The sequence below is a fragment of the Alienimonas sp. DA493 genome, assembly GCF_043951915.1.
Lineage (GTDB): Bacteria > Planctomycetota > Planctomycetia > Planctomycetales > Planctomycetaceae > Alienimonas.
In genome coordinates, this window is record NZ_JBINJD010000064.1 from 1 (window position 1) to 21,446 (window position 21,446).

16 protein-coding genes and 1 tRNA gene are annotated in these 21,446 nt (G+C 71.4%); 12 read left to right on the forward strand and 5 right to left on the reverse strand.

Features of this window, described 5'->3' with window-relative positions; genetic code table 11:
- Window positions 1-80: 80 nt before the first annotated feature.
- Window positions 81-332 (reverse strand): SHOCT domain-containing protein, encoded by a 252-nt coding sequence (locus tag ACG2DA_RS11470; protein ID WP_395255800.1) that lies wholly within the window; start codon window positions 330-332, stop codon window positions 81-83.
- An 85-nt stretch (window positions 333-417) separates the two neighbouring features.
- Window positions 418-1,581 carry a GTP-binding protein gene (locus ACG2DA_RS11475; protein WP_395255801.1) on the reverse strand — a complete coding sequence of 388 codons (1,164 nt, stop codon included), beginning with the start codon at window positions 1,579-1,581 and terminating at the stop codon, window positions 418-420.
- A 123-nt stretch (window positions 1,582-1,704) separates the two neighbouring features.
- Here ACG2DA_RS11475 and ACG2DA_RS11480 point away from each other — a divergent pair, with 123 nt between their 5' ends.
- The 8 genes from ACG2DA_RS11480 to ACG2DA_RS11515 all read left to right on the forward strand — a co-directional run bounded on the left by ACG2DA_RS11480 (window position 1,705) and on the right by ACG2DA_RS11515 (window position 11,520).
- Window positions 1,705-2,895 (forward strand): DegT/DnrJ/EryC1/StrS family aminotransferase, encoded by a 1,191-nt coding sequence (locus ACG2DA_RS11480; protein WP_395255803.1) that lies wholly within the window; start codon window positions 1,705-1,707, stop codon window positions 2,893-2,895.
- A gap of 29 nt (window positions 2,896-2,924) precedes the next feature.
- The gene (locus ACG2DA_RS11485) at window positions 2,925-3,485 is read left to right on the forward strand and encodes a thioredoxin family protein (RefSeq protein WP_395255804.1); all 561 of its coding nucleotides are present in this window, start codon (window positions 2,925-2,927) and stop codon (window positions 3,483-3,485) included.
- 4 nt (window positions 3,486-3,489) lie between these two features.
- Window positions 3,490-3,858 carry a hypothetical protein gene (locus ACG2DA_RS11490; protein WP_395255805.1) on the forward strand — a complete coding sequence of 123 codons (369 nt, stop codon included), beginning with the start codon at window positions 3,490-3,492 and terminating at the stop codon, window positions 3,856-3,858.
- A gap of 50 nt (window positions 3,859-3,908) precedes the next feature.
- Window positions 3,909-5,519 carry an NAD(P)/FAD-dependent oxidoreductase gene (locus ACG2DA_RS11495; protein WP_395255807.1) on the forward strand — a complete coding sequence of 537 codons (1,611 nt, stop codon included), beginning with the start codon at window positions 3,909-3,911 and terminating at the stop codon, window positions 5,517-5,519.
- 136 nt (window positions 5,520-5,655) lie between these two features.
- Complete coding sequence (locus ACG2DA_RS11500; RefSeq protein WP_395255826.1) at window positions 5,656-7,782, forward strand: prolyl oligopeptidase family protein; 2,127 nt, start codon at window positions 5,656-5,658, stop codon at window positions 7,780-7,782.
- 158 nt (window positions 7,783-7,940) lie between these two features.
- On the forward strand, window positions 7,941-8,939 hold the full coding sequence (locus tag ACG2DA_RS11505; RefSeq protein WP_395255808.1) for a hypothetical protein: 999 nt from the start codon (window positions 7,941-7,943) through the stop codon (window positions 8,937-8,939).
- 88 nt (window positions 8,940-9,027) lie between these two features.
- Window positions 9,028-10,542, forward strand: a complete 1,515-nt coding sequence (locus ACG2DA_RS11510; RefSeq protein WP_395255809.1) for a hypothetical protein — start codon at window positions 9,028-9,030, stop codon at window positions 10,540-10,542.
- A 57-nt stretch (window positions 10,543-10,599) separates the two neighbouring features.
- Window positions 10,600-11,520, forward strand: a complete 921-nt coding sequence (locus ACG2DA_RS11515) for a sugar phosphate isomerase/epimerase family protein (RefSeq protein ID WP_395255810.1) — start codon at window positions 10,600-10,602, stop codon at window positions 11,518-11,520.
- A 27-nt stretch (window positions 11,521-11,547) separates the two neighbouring features.
- Here the strand turns inward: ACG2DA_RS11515 and ACG2DA_RS11520 are convergent, their stop codons facing one another.
- Entirely contained in the window at window positions 11,548-12,906 is a 1,359-nt protein-coding gene (locus ACG2DA_RS11520; RefSeq protein ID WP_395255811.1) for a DUF389 domain-containing protein, read from the reverse strand.
- 154 nt (window positions 12,907-13,060) lie between these two features.
- Window positions 13,061-14,011: a sugar phosphate isomerase/epimerase family protein gene (locus tag ACG2DA_RS11525; RefSeq protein WP_395255812.1), complete on the reverse strand. Its 951-nt coding sequence runs from the start codon at window positions 14,009-14,011 to the stop codon at window positions 13,061-13,063.
- Window positions 14,012-14,168: 157 nt separating this feature from the next.
- Between ACG2DA_RS11525 and ACG2DA_RS11530 the strand changes: the two genes are divergently transcribed.
- Together ACG2DA_RS11530 and ACG2DA_RS11535 are read left to right on the forward strand one after the other, a co-directional pair.
- Window positions 14,169-15,284, forward strand: a complete 1,116-nt coding sequence (locus ACG2DA_RS11530; protein ID WP_395255813.1) for an alpha/beta hydrolase fold domain-containing protein — start codon at window positions 14,169-14,171, stop codon at window positions 15,282-15,284.
- A 206-nt stretch (window positions 15,285-15,490) separates the two neighbouring features.
- Window positions 15,491-15,739: a hypothetical protein gene (locus tag ACG2DA_RS11535; RefSeq protein WP_395255828.1), complete on the forward strand. Its 249-nt coding sequence runs from the start codon at window positions 15,491-15,493 to the stop codon at window positions 15,737-15,739.
- Between the two features lie 111 nt (window positions 15,740-15,850).
- On the opposite strand, the gene ACG2DA_RS11540 is transcribed toward ACG2DA_RS11535, so the two are convergent.
- A complete protein-coding gene (locus tag ACG2DA_RS11540; RefSeq protein ID WP_395255814.1) occupies window positions 15,851-16,891 on the reverse strand; it encodes an SMP-30/gluconolactonase/LRE family protein in 1,041 nt (346 codons plus the stop codon).
- A 93-nt stretch (window positions 16,892-16,984) separates the two neighbouring features.
- Here ACG2DA_RS11540 and ACG2DA_RS11545 point away from each other — a divergent pair, with 93 nt between their 5' ends.
- Window positions 16,985-21,004: a mechanosensitive ion channel domain-containing protein gene (locus ACG2DA_RS11545; RefSeq protein ID WP_395255815.1), complete on the forward strand. Its 4,020-nt coding sequence runs from the start codon at window positions 16,985-16,987 to the stop codon at window positions 21,002-21,004.
- Window positions 21,005-21,186: 182 nt separating this feature from the next.
- Window positions 21,187-21,260 (forward strand) — tRNA-His (locus ACG2DA_RS11550).
- The last annotated feature ends 186 nt before the right edge of the window (window positions 21,261-21,446 follow it).

A 21,446-nucleotide genomic window follows, 5' to 3' on the forward strand; every position in this document is an offset into this window, starting at 1 on the left:
AAGCTCCGGCTGTGCTTGATACGGTCCCTCGGCTGCGCCGACGGCCGGAGCTTGCGCTCCGGGCTCACAGGGAAACCGAGCTAGTTAATCCGGACGGCGCCGCTGCCGTCGGGGTGCAGGAGTTCGAACCGCTTCGCCTCGTACTCCTCGTCGGAAATCGCCCCGCCGTCGCGGGCGGCTTTCAGGTCGAGCAGTTGTTGCCCGATCGTCGGCGACGGTTTGCGGGAGAAGTCCCACTCGCCCAGTCCCAGCGAGACGCACCCGGTCCCCAGCAGCGGAGTCGCGGCGAGGACGAGGGCCAGACCCCCGCGGTGCAGACGGCGGCGAAGCATCGGGACCTCCGAACCGAACGGGCGACGCCGGTTCTATCGGTCGCGAAGCGTTTGCGGCGTGAGCCGGGCCGAGACCGGGGACCGTTCAGGCCGACGCGGCCCCCGCGGGGGTGGAGGCGAGGGCGGTGGGCGTGGGGTCGTCGGTCATCCGGTGCGTGGGCACGGGACGGCCGGGGCGGAAGGCCCGTTCGTCCCGCAGCGTGACCCCGGCGCCGAGGGCCTCGCAGGCGGCCTGCACCGTGGCGTGCACCAGCGCCGTGAGTCGCTCCGGGTCGCCGGCGACCCGGGCGTTGAGGATCAGTTCCGCGGCCCCGCCCGCCGGGACGGTGCGGTCCGAGGCCGCCGACAGCGTCACCGGGCCGTCGCCGCTGGTCAGGTTCGCCACGCCGAATCCGCCGTCCGCCACGCCGACCGCTTTCAGGTGGGCGGCCTCGTCGTTCTGTTCCGCCAGCGCCTCCTTCATCCGGCCGATCACGTCCGTCAGCAGGGCGTCCAGCCCGAAGGCGTCCGCCGCGGCGACGTCGGCGGTGCCGTTGTACCACGCCAGTTCCGCCTCGCCCTCGGCGTAGACGTCGTAGTCCAGCTCCGGGGTGACGCCGGCGCCGGCCTCGCCGTCGAGGACCTCCATCAGCCGGTCGAACCCGGCCCCGGTCTTGGCGCTCATCCGCACGATCGGCTTGCCGGGGATCTCCCGCCGGACCAGCTCCTCAAGGGCCTGCACCTCGTCGGCGGGCAGTTCGTCGACGCGGTTGATGAGGACGGCGTCGGCCTCTTCGAGCTGCTTGCGAAGGATGTACTCCGCCTTCGGACTGAAGCCCGTGCCGCCCTCGCTGCTCAGCACCTTGCTGGCGTGACCGGGCTTGAGGATCACTGCGTAGGGGGCCACGTCGAACTCCGCGGCGAACAGCTCCCGTAGCGGTCGGATTACGGTGGCGACCAGATCCGTGCAACTGCCGACCGGTTCGGCAAGGATCACGTCCGGCGGGGCGGCCCCGCGTTCGGCGAGCGCCCGCACCGTGCCGACCAGGTTGTCGAACTGACAGCAGAAACAGGCCCCGGCGACTTCGCCCACTTCCAGCCCCTGGCCCCGCAGGGTGGCGGTGTCGACGAGCCCCTCCGCCTGATCGTTGGTGACGACGCCCACCGTCTGCCCCCGTTCCCGATACCTCGCGGCGAGCCGGCCGAGGGTCGTCGTCTTCCCGGCCCCCAGGAACCCGCCGACCATGACGTAACGAATGCGGTGCGACACGGAGAACCTTCGGCAGACGGCTGCGGGAACGGGCGGACGTCGTCAATCTAGGCGTCCCGCAGGGTCGTTCCAACAATCCGAGATCCGTTTGAACGAACTTCCTCCGCCGTCCCCGTTGAAGCCGTGAACGCCGACCGCCCCGCGATTCTCGGCGGCGTCCCGCTGCGGCCGGACGGCCCGCCGGGCTGGCCGCCGCCCGACCCCGCGACCGACGCCGCCCTGCGGGCGCTGATCGAAACGGGGGAGTGGGGCCGCTACCACGGCCCGCACGGCGAGGCCCTGCGGGCGGCGCTGGCCGAAACGCACGGCGGCTGCGGCGTGCACCTGTGCGCGGGGGGCACGGCCGCGGTGGAACTGGCGCTGATCGGCGTCGGCGTGACGGCCGGGGACGAAGTGATCCTGGCCGGCTACGACTTCCGGGCGAACGCCGCCAACGTGCTGGCGCTGGGAGCCGTGCCGGTGGCCGTCGACGTGCGGCCGGACGACTGGCAGATCGGTCCGGACGCGGTGCGGGCCGCCCTCACCGCCAAGACGAAGGCGGTTCTCGTTTCTCACCTGCACGGCGGGGCGGTCGATCTGCCGGCGGTCCGGGCCCTGTGCGACGAGGCCGGCGTCGCCCTGATCGAAGACGCCTGCCAAAACCCCGGCGCCACGGTCCACGGCCGCCCGGCCGGGACCTGGGGCGACGCCGGCGTGCTGAGTTTCGGCGGCTCCAAGCCCCTCACCGCGGGGCGGGGCGGGGCGGTTCTCGTCCCGTCGAACCCGGCCGGCGCCCGCATTGCGGCCCGCGTTCGTCGGCACGTGGGGCGGGGGAACGATCTGTCCCCGTTGTCCGAGATGCAGGCGGCGGTCCTCCTCCCGCAGGTCCGGGCGCTGGCGGAGCGGACCCGCATCCGGGCGGAGAGCGCGGCGACGCTGCGGGGAATCGCGGGGCTCACGCCGCTCGCCCCGGCGGCCACGGCCGAGACGACGCCGGGCTTCTATAAAATGGGGTTTCAATACGACCCGGCGGCGTTCGACGGGCTGCCGCGGGGGCTGTTCTGCGCGGCGCTGCGGGCGGAGGGCGTCGCCTTCGACCCGGGATTCGCGGCGCTGCGGTCGCAGTTCTCGGGGCGGCGGGTGCGGTTCGTCGGCGATCTGCCGCACGCCGACGCGGCGGGGGCGCGGTGCGTTGTGTTGCATCACCCCGTCCTGCTGACCGGGGGCGCCGACCTCGCCGCGATCCCGGCCGCCGTCGAACGGGTGCGGGCTTGGGCGGGGGAGATCGCCCGAACGGTTCCCCTACCAAACGAGGCTGACACGCTAGAGTTGTGAACCGTCACCCGCCGCCCGCCCAGGGATTCATGCTCGATTTCGCCGCCAAGTTCTCCGAGGGCCTCTCCTACGATGCCTTCCTCGACCAACACGGCTCCGACGCCGATCGCGCCAAGTGGGCCGCGGCGCTGGAGCAGGTGACGCTCACGCCGGAGCAAACCGCCCTCGTCGAGAGTTTCGTGCGGGAGATGCCGGTGATTTGCCTGGCCGGCGCCTGGTGCGGGGACTGCGTGAGCCAGTGCCCGATCCTGCACAAGATCGCCCTCGCCAACGACCGGATCAAGCTGCGGTTCTTCGACCGCGACGAGCACCCGGATCTCGGCGAGGAACTGCAAATCTGCGGCGCCGCCCGGGTGCCCAGCGTGCTGTTTGTGGCGGAGGACTTCGCCCCGACCGGCCGCTACGGCGACAAAACCTTGGCGAAGTACCGCAAGCTGGCCGGCGAGCTGTCCGGCGCCGCCTGTTCGATCGGCGCCAACGAACCCGGCGACCTGCGGGCCGCGGTGATCGCGGAGTGGGTGGAGCAGTTCGAGCGAAACCAGCTCATCCTCCGCACCAGCGGCCGGCTGCGGAAGAAGCACGGGGACTGAGCCGATGCTCGACCCGAACCGCCGCTTGCGGGACGAGGCGACGACTTGGATGACGATCGGCGCCGGCTGGCTCGTCGGATTTTACAGTCCGCTGGCGGCCGTCGCGGCGGTTCACGTCGGCGACCTGTGGGGGCGGGGGGCGAATCCGGGCGCCGGTATCGCCTTCCTCGCAGTCGTCGCGCTCCCCCTCCTGTTCCCCGCAGTCCTCGCGCTCCCGCCGGCGGCGTTCGGAGGATTCGGGTTCGAGTGGTTGCACGCTCGCTTCGACTGGAAATGGTCGCTCCGGGCGTCAGTGTTCACTGGGGCGTATCTGGGCGGGTTTCTTGGGGCTGTCGGGCTGGTCGTCCTGTTGATGATCGTGCGGAGCCTCTGACGGGGCGTCGTCGGGCGTGCCAGCCGCGACTTCCCCCGTAGAATCCGGGCATGCCTAAGAGTTCTGCCCCCGCCGGGACCACCGTTCGCGTTACCAACCTCGCCCTGCCGGTCGAGGAGCCCGAAGACGCCCTGCCCGCGGCGATCGCGGAGCGGTTGGGCGTGAACGTCGGCGACATCGGCCGGTGGAAGCTGCTGCGGAAAAGCCTCGACGCCCGGCAGCGACGGGGGCTGAAGTACGTGCACAGCATCGCCGTCGACCTGCCGCCGGGCGTGACGCCGCGGAAGGCGGAGCCGTTCCGGGCGAAGCGGTTCGAGGACCCGGAGCCGGGCGTCGCCCCGATGCGGCATCGGCCCGTCGTCGTCGGCAGCGGACCGGCCGGGCTGTTGGCGGGGTATTACCTCGCCAAGCGCGGCTATCGCCCGCTGATCCTCGAACGCGGTCGGCCGGTGAAGGAGCGGGCCCGGGCCATCAAGGCCTTCGACGCCGGCGGGCCGTTCGAGCCGGAGAACAATTACCTGTTCGGCGAGGGCGGCGCCGGCGCCTGGAGCGACGGCAAGCTCACCTGCCGCGTGACCGGGCCGGACGTGGATTACGTCCTCGACACCTTCGTGGAGTGCGGCGGCCGCGAGAGCCTGACCTACGAACACCGCCCGCACCTCGGCAGCAATAAACTGCCGATGATCTGTCGGAACTATCGCCGCAAAACCGAGGCGATGGGCGGCGAATACCGCTTCGGCGTGACCGTCGAGGGGCTCGACCTGCGGGACGGCAACGTCGTCGGCCTGCACACTTCCGCGGGGCGGATTGAGGCGGACCGGGTGATCCTCGCCATCGGCCATTCGGCCCGGGATACCTACGAGGCGTTGCACGCCGCCGGGGTGCCGATGGAGGCGAAGGCGTTTCAACTCGGCGTGCGGATCGAGCACCCGCAGGAACTCGTGAATCGCCGGAAATACGGCCGGCCGGAGTATCTGGAACTGCTGGGCGCGGCGGATTATTCGCTCGTCGCCCCCGGGGCGCCCCACGGCGAGCGGGACCTGTACACCTTCTGCATGTGCGCGGGCGGGTGGATCATCCCCAGCGTGTCGGAGCCCGGTCGGTTCTGCACGAACGGGATGAGCAATTCCCGGCACGAAACGACCCACGCCAACAGCGGCCTCGTCCTCACGCTGGAGCCGGCCGCCTTCGGTTCCAAACATCCGCTGGCCGGCGTGGAGGTGCAGCGCCGGGCGGAGTCGCTGGCCTTTCAGCGGGCCGGCGGGGATTATAAAGCGCCGGTGCAGCGGGCGACGGATTATCTGAAGGGGCGGGTCTCCGACGGCGAGGTGTCGTGCAGCTATAAGCGGGGTTCGGTTTCGTTGAACCTCGGGGAGTTGCTGCCGCCGGCGGTCGCCTCCGGGTTGCACGCCGGGTTGCCGGGGTTGGCGGAGAAGTGGGGCGGCGGGGAGTACCTCACCGAGGCGGTCCTCGCCGGGCCGGAGACCCGCGGCAGCAGTCCGGTTCGCATCGCCCGGGACCGCCAGACGCTGTGCTGCCCCAACATCGACGGCCTGTACCCGGTCGGCGAGGGCGCCGGCTACGCGGGGGGCATCGTCACCGCGGCGGTCGACGGCCTCCGCACGGCGAAAGCCATCGTTCGACAGTTCGCCGCCGTATAACCCCCCGGCGGGCGCCCGCCCCGCCCCCCCCGCCTTGGCGGACCGGCGCCCGCCCGGTCCAATGCCGCCCCCGTTCCTTCCGAGAGCCCGCCCCGTGCGAATCCTGCCGCTGCTCGCTCCGCTGTTCCTCGCCCCGTTGTCGCTGGTCGTTCCGGCCCTCGGCGACGACCCCGCCCCCGATCGGTCTGAATCGTTGAAGTATCCGTCCAGCGTCCAACAGATCGACGACTATCACGGCACGATCGTCGCGGACCCCTTCCGCTGGCTGGAGAACGACGTCCGGGAGGACGAACGCGTCGCCGAGTGGGTGCAGGCCCAGAACGAAGTCACCTTCGGCTACCTCAAGCAGATCCCCCAGCGGGAGGCGATCGAAAATCGCCTCACGGAGCTGTGGAACTACGAGAAGTTCGGCGTGCCGTTCGAGGAGGGCGGTAAGTATTACTTCTTCAAGAACGACGGCCTCCAGAACCAGTTCGTCCTTTACGTGCAGGACACGTTGGACAGCGAGCCGGAGGTGCTGATCGACCCGAACGAGTGGAGCGAGGACGGCACCGTCGCCCTGTCCGGCACGGCGTTCAGCAGCGACGGCAAATACCTCGCCTACGGCGTGCAGGACGCCGGCAGCGACTGGCGGACCTGGAAGGTGATGGACCTCGAAACCCGGAAAGACACCGGCGACGAACTGACCTACGTCAAATTCAACACCCCGGAGTGGAACGCGACCGACGACGGCCTCTATTACGGCCGCTATCCGGCGCCGGAGGAAGGCGAAAAGTTCCAGACGCTCAACCTCAATCAAAAGGTGTTCCTGCACCGCCTCGGCACGCCGCAGAGCGAGGACGAACTGGTCTTCGAGCGTCCTGACCAACCGGAATGGGGCTTCTCCAACGACGTGACGGAGGACGGCGCCTACCACGTGATCACCGCGTGGAAGGGCACCGACCCGCGGTATCGCGTGTTCTACCGGACGCTGCCGGGCGGGGAGTGGGTCGAACTGATCGACGACTTCGAGCAGGAATACGAGTTTATCACGAACCAGGGCTCGAAATTCCATTTCCTCACGGACGAAGGCGAGGGAGGCGACGCCCCGATGAAGCGGGTGGTGACGATCGACGTCGCCACCGGCGAGCGGGACGAGGTGATCGCCGAGGCGGAGAACGTGCTGACCGGCGTCAGTCGGGTGGCGGACCTGCTGTTCGCCAAGTACCTCAAGGACGCCAGCACCCAGGTGAAGATCTATACGCTGGACGGCGAGTTCGTGCGGGACGTGGAGTTCGACGGCCTCGGCAGCGCCAGCGGGTTCGGCGGCGACCGCGACAGCACGGAGACCTTCTATAGCTTCGACAGCTTCGCCACCCCGCCGAGTATTTACCGCTACGACCTCGCCACCGGCGAGAGCAAATTGCTGCGGCGGGCCGACGTGGACCTCGACCCGGAGCAGTACGAGGTCGAACAGGTCTTCTACGAGTCCAAAGACGGCACGCGGGTGCCGATGTTCCTCTCCTATAAGAAGGGCTTGCAGCTCGACGGCTCCAACCCGACGCTGCTGTACGGCTACGGCGGATTTAATATCCCCCTGACTCCGGGCTTCTCCGTCAGCCGGGCGGCCTGGATGGAGATGGGCGGGGTCTTCGCGATGGCCAACCTCCGCGGCGGCGGGGAGTACGGCGAAGCCTGGCACGAGGCCGGCACGAAGCTCAATAAGCAGAACGTGTTCGACGACTTTATCGCCGCGGCGGAGTACCTCATCGCCGAGGGATATACCTCCTCCGAGAAGCTGGCGATTCAGGGCGGGAGCAACGGCGGATTGTTGGTCGGCGCGGCGATCACGCAGCGGCCGGACCTGTTCGCCGCGGCCCTGCCGGCGGTCGGGGTGATGGACATGCTGCGGTTCCACCAGTTCACCGCCGGCCGATTCTGGGTGGACGACTACGGCAGCGCCGACGACCCGGAGGAATTCGCCGCCCTCTACGCCTACAGCCCCTATCACAACCTGGAGGACGGCGTGAGCTACCCGGCCACGCTGATCACCACCGCCGACACCGACGACCGCGTGGTCCCCGGGCACAGCTTCAAGTTCGCCGCCCGCTTGCAGCAGGCCCACGCCGGCGACGCCCCGGTCCTGATCCGCATCGAAACCCGGGCCGGCCACGGGGCGGGCAAGCCGACGGAGAAGATTATTGAGGAATACGCCGACATGTGGGCGTTCCTCGCCGACCGGCTCGGCATGACGCTGCCGGAGGGGTACGGGACGGGGGAATGATCCAATGACGAATGAGGAATGACGAAACGCGAGGCCGGGGCCGTTCGTCATTCGACATTCCTCATTCGTCATTGGCCCTCCGGGCCGGCGCGACATGGCGACCGGGAGCCGGTTCCGTCATTCTCCGGCTCCGCCGTTCCGAACCGCTCTCGCCGCCGATGGCCGACGTCAACGTCTATACCGACTGGCTGAAGATCTCCGCCACCGACGTCCCCCCCGAGGGGCCGCCGGACCACTACACGCTGTTGGGGCTCCCAAAATTCGAGGACAACTCGGAGAAGGTTCGGTCCGCCTACAGCAAGCGGAACCGGCACGTCCGCGGATACGCCTCCGGCGAGTACGCCAACGAGAGCCAGGAGCTGCTCAACGAGCTCGCCAAGGCGATGCTCGCCCTGACGGACGAGGACCGGAAGCGGGATTACGACCTCTCGCTGGGCCGGAAGTTCAAGGAGGAGACGAACGCCCTCGGCCGCGTCCCGATGGGCCGGCTGCTGGTCAAGGCGAACAAGATCAGCCGGGAGCAACTCTCCGAGGCGGAGGGCTTCGCCGAGGCCCGCGGGCTGGATCTGCGGGACGCGTTGGTCCAGATGAAGCTCGTCCCGGCGAAGCTGGCGTACCGGGCCTATGCGAGGGAGCAGGGCCTCAGTTACGCGGACCTGTCCGACCTCGCCCCGGACGAGGACGTGCTCCGGCAGTTCCCCAAGGCGACGGCGAAGCGACACGGGCTGATCCCGCTGCTCGTGGACGACGACGCGGTGATGGTCGCCACCTGCACGGCGATCGAGCCGGAGATGGAGGAGGAACTCCGCCTCCGCTACGGCAAGCCGCCCAAGCCGGTGATCGTGACGCCCGCGGAGATGACGCAGGCGATCACCCGCTACTACACCGCCGAGGTGGAGGAGGGCGCCGCCGCGGGGCCGGCCAAACCGGCCAAGCAGAAGGCGGCCCGCCGTTCCTTCGCCCAGTTGGACGAGGGCCAGAAGAAGGAACGCCGGCAGCTGGGGATCATCGCGATTTGTTGGGGGGCGATCATCCCGGCGGCCGCGGCGTATTTCCTGCTCAGCGACAGCGACCTGTTGGTCGTCTGGGCGCTGCTGGGGGCGGCGGTCGGCGGCGGACTGGCGGCGGCGTGGGCCTTCCTGATTTACTGGAAGTAACCGGCGGGCGAGCCATGATCGCTCCGCCGGCCGGCCCCGCTCGCCCGGCTTTTCTCACCCGCACGTCTCCCCCCACCCGCCGGACCCCTTGAAGGCCGAGCAGTTCCTTTCGCACCACGGCGTCGCCGACAACCCGTTCTCGCAGGAGGACGCCGGCAGCGACCACCTGTTCCTGGCCCGCCCCGCCGCCACCCGGCACCCCGCTTGGGATAAAATCGCCGGCGACCCCGCCAACCCCAGCACCGCCGTCGTGTTCGGGGAGAAGGGCAGCGGCAAGACGGCGCTGCGGCACCAGCTCGCCGCCTCGCTGGCCGACTACAACCTCAAGCAGGCCGCCGGTTCGGGCGAGGGCGGGGGGAAGACGTTCGTCATCCATTACGACGACTTCAATCCCTTCCTCGACAGCTTCCGCGACCGCCTGCCGGGCCGCCACAAGAAGCCGGAGAAGGCCCTCGCCAAATGGCGGACGGTCGACCACATGGACGCCGTCCTCGCCCTGGGCGTGGGCCGGCTGGTGCGGTCGGTGTTCGAAGCCGGCGGCGCCCGCGAGGAGGCCGGCCCCCCGGTGCTGATGGGCGACGTCGAACGGCTGGAACGCCGTCATAAGCGGGACCTGCTCCTGCTGGCCGCCCTGTACGACCACAGCCTCGACGAGGCTCCCGAGCCGCGGTGGGAGCGGCTGCGGGCGAAGCTCGGCTTCCCGGTGCTGCTCAACCAGTGGGACTTCTGGCTCGGCGTGGCGGGTACAATTCTCGTGCTGCTGATCGCGTTCTCCTACGGCTCGATCCGCGAGATCGGCTCCTGGTGGTACTGGGCGGCGCTGCCGATCCTGCTCCTCTGGCTGCCGGTGACGGTGCGGCAGTTCGGCCTGTGGAACGCCGCCCGGAAGGCGTCGGCGAGCGTGAAGGCGCTGGATCGCCGGCCCGGCCCGCTGCGGAAGATCCTCAGCCGGTTCAGCCGCCGGGACCTCGCCGGCCAGCCGCTGCCGATCGGCGACCTCACGGACGCCCGCTACGAACTGCTGGTGAAGTTCCAGAACGTCCTCAAGCGGTTGGGCTTCAGCGGGGTGCAGGTGTTGGTCGACCGGGTGGACGAGCCGCACCTGATCAACGGCAGCCCGGAGCGGATGAAGGAGTTCCTCTGGCCGCTGTTCGACAACAAGTTCCTCAAGCACCCCGGCCTCGGTTTCAAATTGCTGCTGCCGGCGGAGGTGCGGCACTTTTTGAACCGGGAGGACCGCGGGTTCTACGAGCGCAGCCGGCTCGATAAACAAAACATGGTCCCCAGCCTGGAGTGGACCGGCGAGAGCCTCTACGACATCGCCGAGGACCGCCTGCGGGCCTGCGCCAAGGAGGGAAAGAAGATCTCCCTCACCGACCTGTTCGACGAGAACGTGCACCGCGACGAGCTGGTCCGCCAGTTCGCCCGCCTGCGGGTGCCACGGCACCTGTTCAAGTTCTTATACCGCCTCATTGTGGAGCACTGCGGCCGCTACCCGGCGGAGTCGCCGAAGTGGACGATCGGCCGCGAAACGCTCGACAGCACCTTCCAACTGTTCCTCCGCGATCTGGACGCCTTCGATCGCGGGATGGGAACTGGGTAACCCCCCGCAACGCCGAGGCCCCGCGGGGCCTCGGCGTCGCGCTTATGCAAGAACACCATGCAACGCCGCACGCTCCTCGCCGCCTCCGCCGCCACGCTCGCCGCCCCTTGGGCGACCGGCGCCGCGGGCCAAGTGGCCGACCCGGAGAACCGATTCCGCTACTGCCTGAACACCGCCACGATCCGCGGGCAGAAGCTGGGGATCGAGCGGGAAATCGAGATCGCCGCCGAGGCCGGCTATCAGGGCATTGAACCCTGGATTCGGGACATTGAGGCCTACCGCGACGCCGGCGGGTCGCTGGCGGATCTCAAGCAGAAGATCGCCGACGCCGGCCTGACGGTCGACAGCGCCATCGGCTTCGCCCCGTGGATTGCCGACGACGACGCGGTCCGCAAAGCCGCCTTGGAACAGGCGAGGCGGGAGATGGCCCTGTTGCGGGCGATCGGCGGCACGCGGATCGCCGCCCCGCCGGCCGGAGCGACGGGGAAGCCGCCGCTGTTCCTCAGCGACGCCGCCGAACGCTACGCCGCCCTCTGCGATGTCGGGGCGGAGGAGGACGTCGTGCCGCAGTTGGAGGTTTGGGGCTTCTCGGCCAACCTCTCCAAGCTGGGTGAGGCACTCTACGTCGCCTCCGAAGCCGGGCGGCCGAACGCGATGCTGCTCCTCGACGCTTACCACCTGCACCGTGGCGGTAGCGGCTTCGGCGGATTGCACCTGCTCGGGCCGGGGGCGATGGAGGTGTTCCACCTGAACGATTTTCCGTCGACGCCGACCGCCGCCGAGTTGAGCGACAAGGACCGGGTTCTCCCCGGCGACGGCGACGCCCCGCTGGACGAGTTGTTCGAGACCTTCCGGGCGATCGGCTTCGCCGGCACGTTGAGCTTGGAACTGTTCAACCCGGACCTGTGGGCCCGCGACCCGCTGGAGGTGGCGAAAGAGGGCCTGGCCAAGATGAAAGCCGTCGCCGGCGCCGCCTGAGGGCGCGGCGACTTCCCCGGCCGTCGGTCAGGGCGTCGGGAGGAGCGCGGCCGGCTCGAACCCCTCGTCGGACGCCCCGGCGTCGGGGAGCCCGTCGTCGGGGAGCCGGTCGGGCGGGCGGATCACCGTAACGTTGATCAGCGGGGTGACGTTGAAGCCCTCCTGGAGAATCCGATCGCTCACGAGGCGGGTGAGACGGGTTTTGATCTCCTCGTCGGACGCCGGCGGGGCCCCCTCGGCCGGCTGGACGTAGAGCATCGTCAGCAGGGAGTTCTGGCCGGAGATGTTGGCCCGGGTAAAGCGAACGTTCGCCTCGATCAGGCTGGCGGTACGGCTGGAGTTGACGACTTCCTGCACCGCGGCGGCGGCCCGCTGCTCGCGGGTCGAGCGTTGCAGGTTCGGCTGGGACCAGAACTGCCAGGTCAGCAGCGCGGCCAGGGCCGCGGCGGTGACGGCGAGGGCGGCGGGGAAGACCCAGCGGCGGCCGCGGGAGTAGCGGGGGCCGTGGGCGGTGAGGCCCACCGCCCGGAACACGATCGCCCCGGAGAGATTGATGCCGGCGATCTGAAGCAGGAGGACGAACAACCCGCTGACGACGAGGTCCCACCGCGCGATGACCAGGGACATCCCCACCAAACCGGCCGGCGGGGCCAGCGAGGCGGCCACCAGCATGCCGGTCGCCGCCCCGGAGACGAGGCTGCTGCGTTCGGACTGAATGAGGTTCAGCGCCCCCGCCGCCCCGGCCACCAGCGGCAACAGGACGGCGGTGCTGGAGAGCATGCTCGCCGAGACCATCTGCGGCGTGGCGATCTCCTGCCGCAAGACGAAGCTGAGCGCCGCGGACACCGCCACCGTCAGGGCCAGCCCCGCGAAGTACCGCAGCAGGCTGCGGCCCAGCAGTTTGCCGTCCCCCCGGGCGGTGGCCACCGCCGCGTTCATCGCCGGTCCCGCGAAGGGGGCGATCAGCATCGCCGCGACCAGCAGGTACACTGTGTTGGTGAACAGCCCGATCCAGACGACCGCCCCGGCCGCCGCGGCGTAGCCCAGAAACCCCGTCCAGGAGCCGACGCTCTGCAGGCCGCCGAGGTACACCTCGATCGGGCTGCGGCGGGTGACGTCGGTCACCTGCTCCGGGGCCTCGTCCGCCGGCGGGTGCAGCGTCAGGGCGCCGGTGGGGATGAAGGTCACCCGCAACGGGGACAGCTCTTCGAGATCGTCCAGCGCCGCCCCGACCAGGTGGTTCGGCAGGTTCAGCAGGGCCAGATCCACCGGCCCGTCCTCCCCGCGGCCGGGGAACTGCACGAGGTTCACGCCCCCCCGCCGCTCTGCGATCGCCAGGGCGTCGCCGCCGCTCCCCTCGGGGACCTGAACGATGAGCTGCCGCATGAAGGTCTCCCGGGGCTGTGAACAGGCCGTCTCAAGTCTTCGACCGCGACCGTATCAGCTCGCCCGGCGCCCCACGCCGGTGACGTTCCCGCTCCTCCCGGGGAGAATCCCCCGTCCCGGCAGCGCGCCCCCGCATTGGCGGGGCGGGGGGCGCTCAGGAGGCCGCCTCGGCCAGAACGTTCTGGAAGAACGCCCAGTCCTTGCGGGTCTGGGCCAGCGTCTCCTCGGTGGTGAGGTCTTCGAAGCTGTGGCCGCCCTTGTATTCGCTGTGCAGGCTGAAGGTCCCGTCGAAGCCGTGCTTCTCCAATTCCTTCACGAATGCCGGGATCGGGCTGAACCCGTCGGCGACGGGGACCACGGTCTTCTTCCATTGGGCCATGCCGAGTTCGTCCCGGCCGGCGGGTTCCTGCCGGTAGTTCTTCACGGCGCACAGCCTGATCCAGGGGGCGACGAGTTCCAGCCCCTGCCGCCAGCCGGCGTCGCCGCCCTCGACGTGCATGTGGAGCGTGTCCACGTAGGCCCCGACCCGCTCCGGCGGGAGGTCCTTGAGCAGCGAATGCAACATCGTGCCGTGGCTGGGCAGGTAGTCGCCGCTGTGCACGTGCAGGCAGGGGGCGACGTCGTGCTTCTCGGCGAGCGCGGCGATCTCCGCCAGCGTCCGCCGCACCTCGTCCATTCGCTGCGCCAGCGGGGCGCCCTTCTGGCGAAAGTAGCCGAGCTTCAAGTCCCGCACGCCGTTCTCCGCCGCGACGCCCATCAGGCGGTCGGCCTCCGGCCCGGCGTCGGTGACGCCGGTGGTGAGCATGAGGACCTTCACGCCGGCGGCCTCCGCGGCGGCCACGGCTCCCGGCAGTTCGGCGGCGGCGTTCTCCGGTTCGATGTGCCCGCCGGGACGCACCGTCAGGTCCAGCCCGTTCACGCCGAGATCCGCAAACGCGTCGCAGACCTTGGGGATCGGCCAGTCCTGAAAGCTTTTGGTGAACACCGCGACCGGCCGGCGGGCGAGGCGTCCCCGGGCGGCGGACGCCGTCCCGGCCGAGGCGGACCCGACGGCGAGGGCCGCGGTCGCCGCGGCGCTGGAGGCGAGGAAGTCGCGGCGGCGCATCGGCAGGGCGTCCGGTGGGGCGGTCAGTCGGGGGGCGAGCGTCCGCCTATCATTTCCGCCCCCCGGCTCCGCCCGCCACCCCGGCCGGCGCCCGGCGTCCGATCGCCGGTCTTCCGCCGGACGCCGTTCCGCCCGCACCCCGAACCCCGGTTCGCCTGTGCCCGTCGCTCTGCTCGCCCTGATCTCGCTGGCCGTCCTCGCCCCGCCGGCGGAGACGACCCCCGCCGCCCCGCCCGAACCCGCCCCGGCCCCGGTCGCTCCGGTGGTGGGGGAGGCCGTCGCGGGGGACGCTGCGGCGGAGGAATCGGTTCTCGTCGATCCGGCGACGGCGCCGCTGCCGCCGCCGAAGACGCTGGCGGACGGCGTACGGATCTGGTCGAACCTGCCGTACCGGACCGTTGGCGGGCAGACGCTGCGCCTGGACCTCGCCCTGCCGCCGGCGGCGCCGTCGGGGGAGGACGGCGCCGAGGCCGCGGCCCCGACGCCGCTGATGGTGTTCGTGCACGGCGGCGGGTGGGTCGCCGGGACGAAGGTGCGGTACCAGTCGGAGATTCTCGCCCGAGCCCGGCAGGGGGCCGCGGCGGCGACGGTCGAGTACCGCCTCAGCCGCGTCGGGCCGGGGGGCGTGTACGTCGCCCCGTTCCCGGCCGCGTTGGAGGACGTGCGGGCGGCGCTGGCGTTCCTCGTCGCTCGGGCCGACCGCCTCAACGTCGACCCCGACCGGATCGTCCTGATCGGCGACAGCGCCGGCGGGCACCTCGCGCTGCTGGCGGGGCTCTCCGCCAACGGCGATCCGCCGGACCTCGGCCCCGACGGACCGGAGAAGGCGCCGGCCGAACCGACCGCGGACGTCCCCCCGCGGACGCCGGTGGCGGCGGTGGTGAACCTGTTCGGGGTCACGGACATGCCGGCCTACTACACCGGCAATCGGCACGCCCGCACGGTGCTGAGCCTGTTCCTCGCCGGGCACCTCGCGGTGCGGCGGAGCGCCTACGACGCCGCCAGCCCGGTGCGGTACGCCGACGAGGACGACCCGCCGGTGCTCACGTTGCACGGCACCGCGGACCCGATCGTGCCCTTCGATCAGGCCGAACGGCTGCACGCCGTGCTGGAGTCGGCCGGCGTGGCGAACCAACTGGTCCCCGTGGAGGGCGGCGGACACGGCCTGTTCGGGCACCGGGACGCGGTGCGAGTCCGGGTCGGCGAATTCCTTGCGGAGCGGCTCCGCCCCGACCCGGCCGCGCCGCGGGAGCCCCGGCCCGCGACCCGCTGACGGGCGCGACCCGCGGACGGTCTGGCGTTTCGTCCCCGGGCGAACCCTGACCTGAGGTCGCGGCGGCCGCCCCGTCCCGGGATTCGGAGCGGCGAACAAAGAATGAATCGTTCGTTTCCCCTCCCAGGAACCCGCCGATGTCCGCCGCCGCCCCCCCGGTCAACAAGCCGTCCGGCTATCACCCCAACCACGCCGCCAACCAGCGGATGAACGGCCGGCACGGCGTGCCGGCCCACGCCCGCCGCGAGGGCCCGCTGGCCCGCGCCATTGAGGAGCAGACCAGCAAACTGCCCAGCGACGTGTTCCTCTGGGCCGCCGGCGCCAGCATGGCCGCCAGCGCGACGGCCAAGGCGATGGGCTCGAAGAACACCGCCCTGTTCATCGGGCAGTGGGCCGCCCCGTTCCTGATCCTCGGGCTGTACAACAAGCTGGTGAAGCTCGAAGGCTCCGAGTGAGGGCGCGGAACCGACTCGTCCCGACGCTCTGCGTCGGGACGCACGGGCCGCGGAGCGGCCGGACGCTCCGCGTCCCTGCCGGGGCGACGCAGAGCGCCGCCCCGAGTCGGGCTACTTCGCGGCCCCCGTCGTCTTCGTCCTGATACGGCACAGATACATGTCGCTGGTGATGAACAGGTCGCGGCCGTCCGGGCCGCCGAAGGCGACGTTGCTGCAGTGCTCGCCGGTCTCGATCCGGCCCAGCGGCGTGCCGTCCGGGCTGAACACCCACACGCCGCCGGGGCCGGTCGCCCAGACGCGGCCCTCGACGTCCACTTTCAACCCGTCGGCGCTGCCCCGGCCGGGCTCGCCGGAGGCGTCGAAGAACATTTCGCCTTTCCCCGTCGAGCCGTCCTCGCGGACGGGGAACTTCATCCAGTGCTTCGCCCCGCTGTCGGCGACGTAGAGCGTCTTTTCGTCCGGCGACAGGGCGATGCCGTTGGGCCGGGGCATTTCCTTGGTGACCAGACTCAACGCGCCGCGGCCGCTCTCGTCCGGCGGGGCCAGGCGGTACACGCCGCAGAAATCCAGTTCCGCGTTCGGCCCCTCCAGCCCGCCGGGCATCCCGTAGGGCGGGTCGGTGAAGTAGATCGTGCCGTCGGAGCGGCGGCAGAGGTCGTTCGGGCTGTTCAGCCGTTTGCCCTCGAAGCGGTCGGCCAGCGTGACCTTCCCGCCCTGTTCGTCCAGCGGCATCGCGGAGACCCGCCGGTCGCCGTGCTCGCAGGAAAGCAGCTGCCGGTCCGCGGTGATCAGCAGGCCGTTGGAGCCGGGTTCCTTGCCGTAGTCGGTCAGGCCGGTGTAGCCGGCGGGATCGAGGAACACCCGCACCGCCTTGCGGGGCTCCCAAACGCGGACGGTGTTGGAGGGGATCTCCGAGAACAGCAGCCGGTTCGCTTTGGCGTCCCACGCCGGCCCCTCGCACCACGTGAAGCCGGAGGCGAGGACCTCGATCTGCGCGTCCGAATCGACGCAGTCGGCGAACCCGTCCTCCAGCGCCACGAGGCGACCGAGGGTGGGGAAGACGTCGGTGTCCTGGGCGGCGGCGACCGCGGAGCAGCAGAGCGTCGAGAGGACGGCGAGGGCCGCGAAGGGCGACCGGGCGGGGCGGAGCATGGGGTCTTCGGGAGACGAAAACGGGGGCGAACGCCGCGATGCTAACGGGCGGACGCGTTGACCGCCCGCCGGTCCGACGCCTACCGTCTTCGCATGGACGGAACCACGCGAGGGAGCGGTCTGCGCGGCCGCCGGGACGGATCGGCGGGCGAGGCTCCCATCGCGTTGGCGGCGGCGCTGGCGTTCGTCCTGTGGGCGACGCCGGTTCTCGCTCAAGACTCGGACGCCCCCGCGGCGGACGGCGGGGCGGGCGAACCGATCGCGGTCGTGGTCGGCGAATCGTCCGATCAGACGGCGACGCCACCGGCTTCCGAGCCGGCGGAGACCCCGGAGCGGGTCGGTCCGCACCCGCTGGAGACCGGCCCGATGGACCCGGCGGAGAGCGCGGAGCCCGCCCCCCCGGAGCCGGCGCCGGCCGAGACCGCCCCCGCCCAGACGACGGAACCGGCGACGGAACCGGCGACCGAGCCGGCGAAGACGCCGGCCGCGGAGAGCGGCGCCCCCACGCTGCCGACCGCGGAGCAGATCGCCGCGAAGCTCGCTCAGGTGAAGGCCGCCGGGGAGACCGACCCGCCGGCGGACAACCTCACGCCGGAGCAGCGGGCCGCGGTGCTGGCGGACCTCGGCGCCGCCGCGGAGGCCCGCAAACTGCTGGACGCCGTCGCCGCCAATCGGGCCGCCGCCGAGGCCGCCGCCGCGGGCGTCGAGGAGGAGGCCGACCGTCTCAAGGCCGAGCTGGAGGCTCTGCCTGCGGCGCCCTCGCCGGAGAGCCTCCGGGAGGAGTACGCCGGGAAGACTGACGCGGCGGTGGTGGCCGACAGCACCAAGGCGGAAAACGACCGGGCCCGGCTGGTCGAGGAGAAGGGGAACCTGCCGAACCCGGTCTCGGCGGAGCGGCGGGAGGCGGATCAGGCGGCGCTGCGGGCGGCGTTAAAGCGGGCGACCGACGCCGCCGCCGCCGCCGAGGCGCTGGACCCGGACGTGCCCACCGACGTGGCGATTGCGAGAATCGCCAAGGCCCGGTTGGAGAAGGCCGCCGCCGCGGAGGCCCTCGCCGCCAGCAACGCCGAGGGCGTGCGGGCCGCCGCCGCCGCCGCGGTCGGCCTGCCGACCCTGCGTCGCAATCTGCTGGACCGGAAGATCGCCGCCGCCGCCGCCCGCGTCGCCGCCGCCGAGGCCGAACTGAACCGCCGCGCGGCCGAGAAGGCCCGCGAGCTGGTCGCCGCCACCGAGGGCGACATCCCCGACCGGCTCAAGCCGCTCGCCGCGGAGGTCGCCGCCCTACAGGAGTCTCTCGAGAAGCAGCTCGCCAAGGAAACGTCCGCGAAGTCCCAGACGGACAAGACGAGCGAGAAGCTCGCCCAACTGAAGAGTCGTTGGGAGCGAGTGTCCGACCGGGTGAACAAGCTGGGCCTGTCCGACGGCGTCAGCGCCACGTTGCGGCGGGAACGGCAGGAGATGCCCGGGCTCGAACTGATCAACCGGGGCATCGAGGCGCGCCTGGCGGAGATCGACCGGGCCATGATGCTCGCCGCCGATCACCGCGACGCCGTGGCGGAGCTGCCCCCGGAGGACAAACACGCGGACGTCGCCTACGCCCTGATGGCCGGGGCCTCGGAGGAGGGCCTCGTCGGCGAGGAGATGGACGCCGCGGTGAAAAAGGCTCAGGAACTGCTCGCCGCCCGGCGGGAGTTGCTGACGGAGTTGGCCCCGGCGGACGGCTCCGCGGGGCTGGACCGGGAGGTGATCGACGCGCTCGAGGATCTGCAGGACGCCCAGGTGGCGTACCGCGACACCGTCGCCGGCTTCGCCGACTACATCGACGAACGGGTGCTGTGGGTCCGCAGCGGCCCGCCGCTGAATAAGGATCAACTGGAGGCCGAACTGCCCCTGATCGCCGGGTGGGCGGCGCCGGACGGGGTGCGGACGGCGGTGCAGTCCGCCCTGGAGGCCCTGCTGACGGGGCTCTCCTTCCCGCCGACGCTGCTGGCGCTGGCGGTCTCCGTGGCGCTGATCGTCCTGCGGATGCGGCTCCGCGGCCTGTTGGCGCACTGGGCGGTCGCCCCGCGGCGGAAGGGGTCGCTGGACTTCAAATCGACCGCCGCCGCCCTCGTCGCCACCCTATTGGCGGCCGCCGCCGGCCCGGCCCTGCTGGCCTGGTTCTCCTTCGTGCTGACGGGCGGTTGGAGCGTGTGGAGCGGCGAGGGGGAGAAGGGCGCGTTGCCGGAGGCGCTCGACGCCGCGGCGCTGGGCGCCGCGGCGGGGTACGCGGCGGCGGTCTGGCTCCCGCTGACGCTGCTCCGGGAGGTCACCCGCCGCGACGGCCTGGCCGACGCCCATTTTCAATGGCCCGCCGGGGCGGTCCGCCGTGTCCAGCGGCAGGCCCGCTGGTTCACCCCGCCCCTGCTGTTCACGGCGGCGGTCGCGGGGCTGCTCGGCTCCTCCGACCCGCTGCACGCCGGCGGCGGGTGGGAACGGGTCGCGTTCGCCGCGGCCTGCGGGCTGGCGGCGACGATGCTCTACCGCCTGTTTCGTCCCGCCGGCGTGGTGTGGGAGAGCGTCCGCAAGGTCGCCCCCGAGAGCCGCGCCCACCAATTCCGCCTCCCGCTGTGCCTGTTCGCGGTGGTGGGCGCCGCGGCGCTGGGGGGCTTGAGCCTGTTCGGCTACCACTACACCGCCGGCGAACTGGCCCGCCGGGCGCTGGAGACCGCCGCCCTGCTGATCGTGGTGATCCTGCTCCGCAGCGCCGCGGTGCGGTGGGTGACGATCTCCCGCCGGGCGATGCTGTACCGCAGCATGCAGCGGCGGCGGGAGGAAGCCGCCGCCCGGGAGCAGGCCGCCGACCCGAACCTGCCCGGCGGCGCCCCGGCCGAGGGCCCCGCCGCCACCGGCGCCGGACCGGGCACGGACATGCCGTCGGCGGACCTCTCCGCCCAGACCCGCACCCTCGTCACCGCCGCCGCGATGACGCTGGGGGCCGTCGCCCTGTGGTTCATCTGGGCCGACGTGCTGCCGGCGCTGAACAAGCTGGACGACGTCACGTTCGACGCCTGGACGATCGCCCGGCAGGCGCCCGTCCTGGACCTGGAGACCGGCGAACCGGTCACGACGCCGGACGGCGAGATCGTCACCGAGCTGCAGGACGACGTTCCCATCAGCCTGTGGGACCTGCTGGTCGCCGCGGCCGGGGCCGGCCTGACGGTGTTGGCCGCCAAAAACCTGCCCGGCCTGCTGGCCCTCAGCGTGTTCGACCGCCTCCCGCTGGACGCCGGCGGCCGCTACGCCGTCTCCCGCCTGGCCGGCTACTCCGCGGTGGTGGTCGGCGTGCTGTTCACCGCCGGTCGGATTGGGTTCGAGTGGGAGAGCGTGCAGTGGCTCATCGCCGCCCTGACGGTCGGTTTGGGCTTCGGGTTGCAGGAGATCGTGGCGAACTTCGTCTGCGGCCTGATCATCCTGTTCGAACGTCCGGTTCGCGTCGGCGACGTCGTGACCGTCGGCGACGTCACCGGGGTGGTCAGCCGGATTCGCATCCGGGCGACGACGATCACGAACTGGGACCGCAAAGAGTTCATCGTGCCGAACAAGGAGTTCGTCACCGGCCGCCTGCTGAACTGGACGCTCTCCGACGCGACGAACCGCGTCGTGATCGAGGTGGGCGTGGCCTACGGCAGCGACACGCAGCGGGCCCGCGACCTGCTGATGGAGGCCGCCGCCGAGGCCCCGCTGGTGCTGACCGACCCGGCGCCGATCGCCACCTTCGAGGGGTTCGGGGCCAGCGCGCTGAACCTGATCCTGCGGTGCTACCTGCCGAACCTCGACCAGCGGTTGCCGGTGATCTCCGACCTGCACGCCGCGATCGACCGGAAGTTCCGCGAGGCCGGCATCGAGATCGCCTTCCCCCAGCAGGACCTGCACCTCCGCACCGTGCCGCCGGCGTTGCTCTCGGGCGACCGCGGCGCCGCCGGCCCGCCCGCGGCCGGCGGAGCCCCGGCGTCCGGCGTGGCGGCGGCCGACGGCACCGACGACGGCTCCCCCGGCGACGGCTCCGGCGGGGGCGGCTCCCCCGGGGGCGGGGGGGCCTACAACGGCCGGTCCCGTTCGGCCTCGACGTAGGGGAGGACCGCGCCCGCCCGTCAGCCGTCCGCGAACCCGCCGGGACGCGACCGTGTCGGAGGGAACGGAACGGGAGGGACGCCGAACGGAAGCAGGGGGGCCGGCGCTTGCCGACCCGCCGACCGGCGGCTACCCTTTCCGCCCGCAGCCGCGGACGCGAGATTCGCGTCCGACGGAGCATGGTGGCATTAGCTCAGTTGGTTAGAGCGCCGGATTGTGGTTCCGGAGGTCGCCGGTTCAAATCCGGTATGCCACCCTCGTTTTCCCCGCGGCGTTCAGTCGCCGCGGAACCCTCGGCAGAAGCCCCCGACGCAAGCGGGGCAGGGTTCGAAGGGGATTGGGGCACCGAGGGGCCGGCGTCGCGTTCAGGCGTGAACGTTTCCCCAGCGGTTCCCGTTCGTCCCCCCGAGCGGGCGTCCGTCTGTGCAACCATGGGTGCAAC